Raw genomic sequence first — 2668 nt, 5'->3', positions numbered from 1 at the left:
ACCCTGCCGGCCGACGTGCCGCGCAAGAGCTCCTGGCAGTCGGCCGACCAGCGCTGCGGACTGACTGGCCAGTCAGCAGGCCAGGAGGTTCGGTGATCAGCTGAGGGTCGCGGTCGAGCATGGCCATAGCGCCGCCTGCTGCGCACTATGTCAGCGATCGTGCACCCGGTCGTTGTCAGGGGATGACGCCTCGGACGGCGAGTACGGCGGTCTTACCGCTGTCGTGGTGGTGGGGGTCGCCTGCCGCTCTCGGGGAAGACCTCCTTTCATGGCATCGCCCACGCGCCGGTTGCTCGGGATCTGGCTCCCCACCGCGCTGGGCGCTTCCATGCTGGTCCTGGAGATCCCCGTCGTCTACGCCGGTGCCGCACGCTCCTCGGCAGGCCCCCAGATCCTGGCCGCGATGGGAATCTGCGTCGCGATCCTGGTGGTGGTCAACTCCCCGGCGCTAGCCATCACCCCGTTGGTGGTCGCCGCCCATGACCGCCATCATGCGCGCCGACTGTGGCGCCACAGCCTGCTGACCGGTCTGGCCGGGGCGCTCACGCTGGTCGCACTGGCCACCGTACCGCCCCTGATCGCGCTGGTACGGCTCGCCTTCGACGCCGATGAGGTGCTGCTTGACCATGTACGCGCCGGGCTGGTGGGACTGGCGCCCAACGCGCTGGGAGTGGCGCTGCGCCGCTATCTGCACGGGCGGTTGATCATCGCCGGGCGGACCCGGGCGATCGCTACCGCGACCGGTGCCCGCCTGGCCGGAACCTTCGCTCTGGCCTGGGGCGGTATCGCTCTCTTGCCCCAGCACGGCGCCCTGGTCGCCGGGCTGGCCCTGTCGGCCGGCGCGTTCAGCGAGAGCGCCGGGCTGGCCCTGGCCGTACGGCGGCTGCCTCGCCCGCCGGCGCGTGGCCAGGGCCGGTACGGCGAGCTGCTGCGCCGCCACGCCGAGATCTCAACGACGCGCCTGCTCAACATGGTCCCGATGGTGATCACCACCGTCGGGGTCGCGCACTCAGCCCAGGCAGCGGCCTCGCTGATGGTCTGGCCCGCGATATATGAGCTGACGATGCTGTTCGCCTCTCCCACCAGCGACTGGGAAGCGGTGGTCGCGACCGCGCTCCGCCAGGACCGGCGCGATGGCACTCCGCGTCGCCTGACCATCTGGCTTGCGGGCGCCTTCGCCAGCGCCTTCGTCATCGTGCTCGCCACCGGGCCGGCCGCACTCTATCTGCGAGATCTGCTGGTGGTGCCGCAGCATCCGGCGGGCTTGGCTCTGGACTGGGCGGCACTGCTGGTGCCCGTGCCCGCGCTGTGGCTGGTACGCGGCTACTTGCGGGGCGTCATCCTGGCCGGCGCCGTGGCCGGTTGGCTGGTCGGCGCCAGCCTTGCCCACACCGCCGCACTCATCGTCTCCCTCATGGTGCTCGCCCGCACCCCGTTACCGGGCGTCGCCGTGGCGAGCCTGGCTGTCCTGGCCGGCATGACGGCCGATCTCGCCGCTACCGGTTACGGGGCGGCGCGTTCACGTCGCTTCAGCTTGGCGGGCTCACCGGGTTGTTGAGCCCGTATGCGGCCCCGCTCACTGACATCAACCGGTCCTGACCCACTTTCGGTGATTGCTGCAGCGGAGGGCAGGGAACGGCGGCCGATCGGAGGTGTTCCGCAGGTCGGTTGTCTCACGCCAGGTCACCCATCATCGGGAGTGGGTCAGGGCCACACTATGTGTCATATTCGTCGGGGAAGCGGAGGGCGGGTCCGCTCGCCTGGAGGCCGAGCGGGGTCGCGCGGTCTTCGGGCTCTTCCCATGCCTCTTGGCGGCCGAGCGCGGTGAGATCGAGATAAGGGTTCGAGGCGTAGGCGAACTCGATGCCGCGGCCGAAGGTGGAGTAAGTGTGGTAGACGGTGTCGTTTACCCGGAGGAAGGCGCTGATGCCCGGGTAGTCACCGCGCATCGCCGCCGTCCAGGGAGTCCCCACCGCCGCCAGCTCCGCCTCGGTGCGGTGGTTGAGCAGCACCGGAGCGACCCGCTCGTCCACGGTGGCGTGGAAATCGTAGTTGAAGTCGCTGCCGGCCGAGGAGTACCAGGGAAACGTCCAGCCCATCCGTTCACGGAACGCGGCGATCTTCTCGTACGGGCTGCGGGACACCGCGACGAGCGTGGTGTTCCTGATGTGCAGCTGGGTCGGCTTGGGGATGACGTCGGCGATGGTGGAGCAGCTGGCGCAGCCGACGTCGCGGGGATGTTCGTTTCCGTCGGCGTCGATGTCGTAGCTCCACATGAAGTGATGCATCACCAGCTGCGGCCGGCCTTCGAACAGGTCGAGCAGGCTCACCTCCCCATCCGGGCCTTCGAACGTGTATGGCTTGTCCACCCGAACCATCGGCAACCGGCGCCGGTCGGCGTTCACCCGGTCATACGCCCGGGTGAGCTCCTTCTCTTTCACCAGCAACTCCTTGCGGGCGGTGAGCCACTCCTCACGCGACACCACCTGGGGCAGGTTTCCCAGCGACATCTCCATCTCCTCTGACTGCCCTGGTTGCGCAACCGCTGAACTGGATCGCCCGGTGAAGTTGGAGGCTGGATCGCTTGGTTCTCGGCCGGAGGCACGTACTACGTTCGCAGGTCCGTTGGGAGTGGGTCATCGCGCCTTCGATAGTGGCCGATCAGGGC

2 protein-coding genes are annotated in these 2668 nt (G+C 68.8%); one reads left to right on the top strand and one right to left on the bottom strand.

The genetic code is table 11. The features are described from left to right. Window positions 1–268: 268 nt before the first annotated feature. The gene (locus Plo01_RS39690) at window positions 269–1558 is read left to right on the top strand and encodes a hypothetical protein (RefSeq protein WP_203895973.1); all 1290 of its coding nucleotides are present in this window, start codon (window positions 269–271) and stop codon (window positions 1556–1558) included. Window positions 1559–1715: 157 nt separating this feature from the next. On the opposite strand, the gene Plo01_RS39685 is transcribed toward Plo01_RS39690, so the two are convergent. Continuing rightward, window positions 1716–2510: a DUF899 domain-containing protein gene (locus tag Plo01_RS39685; RefSeq protein ID WP_203895972.1), complete on the bottom strand. Its 795-nt coding sequence runs from the start codon at window positions 2508–2510 to the stop codon at window positions 1716–1718. Window positions 2511–2668 lie beyond the last annotated feature (158 nt).

It is taken from the genome of Planobispora longispora, from assembly GCF_016863135.1.
Taxonomy (GTDB): Bacteria; Actinomycetota; Actinomycetes; order Streptosporangiales; family Streptosporangiaceae; genus Planobispora; species Planobispora longispora.
Note: the sequence above shows the minus strand (reverse complement) of the source record. Positions and strands in the feature narration are given on the sequence as shown.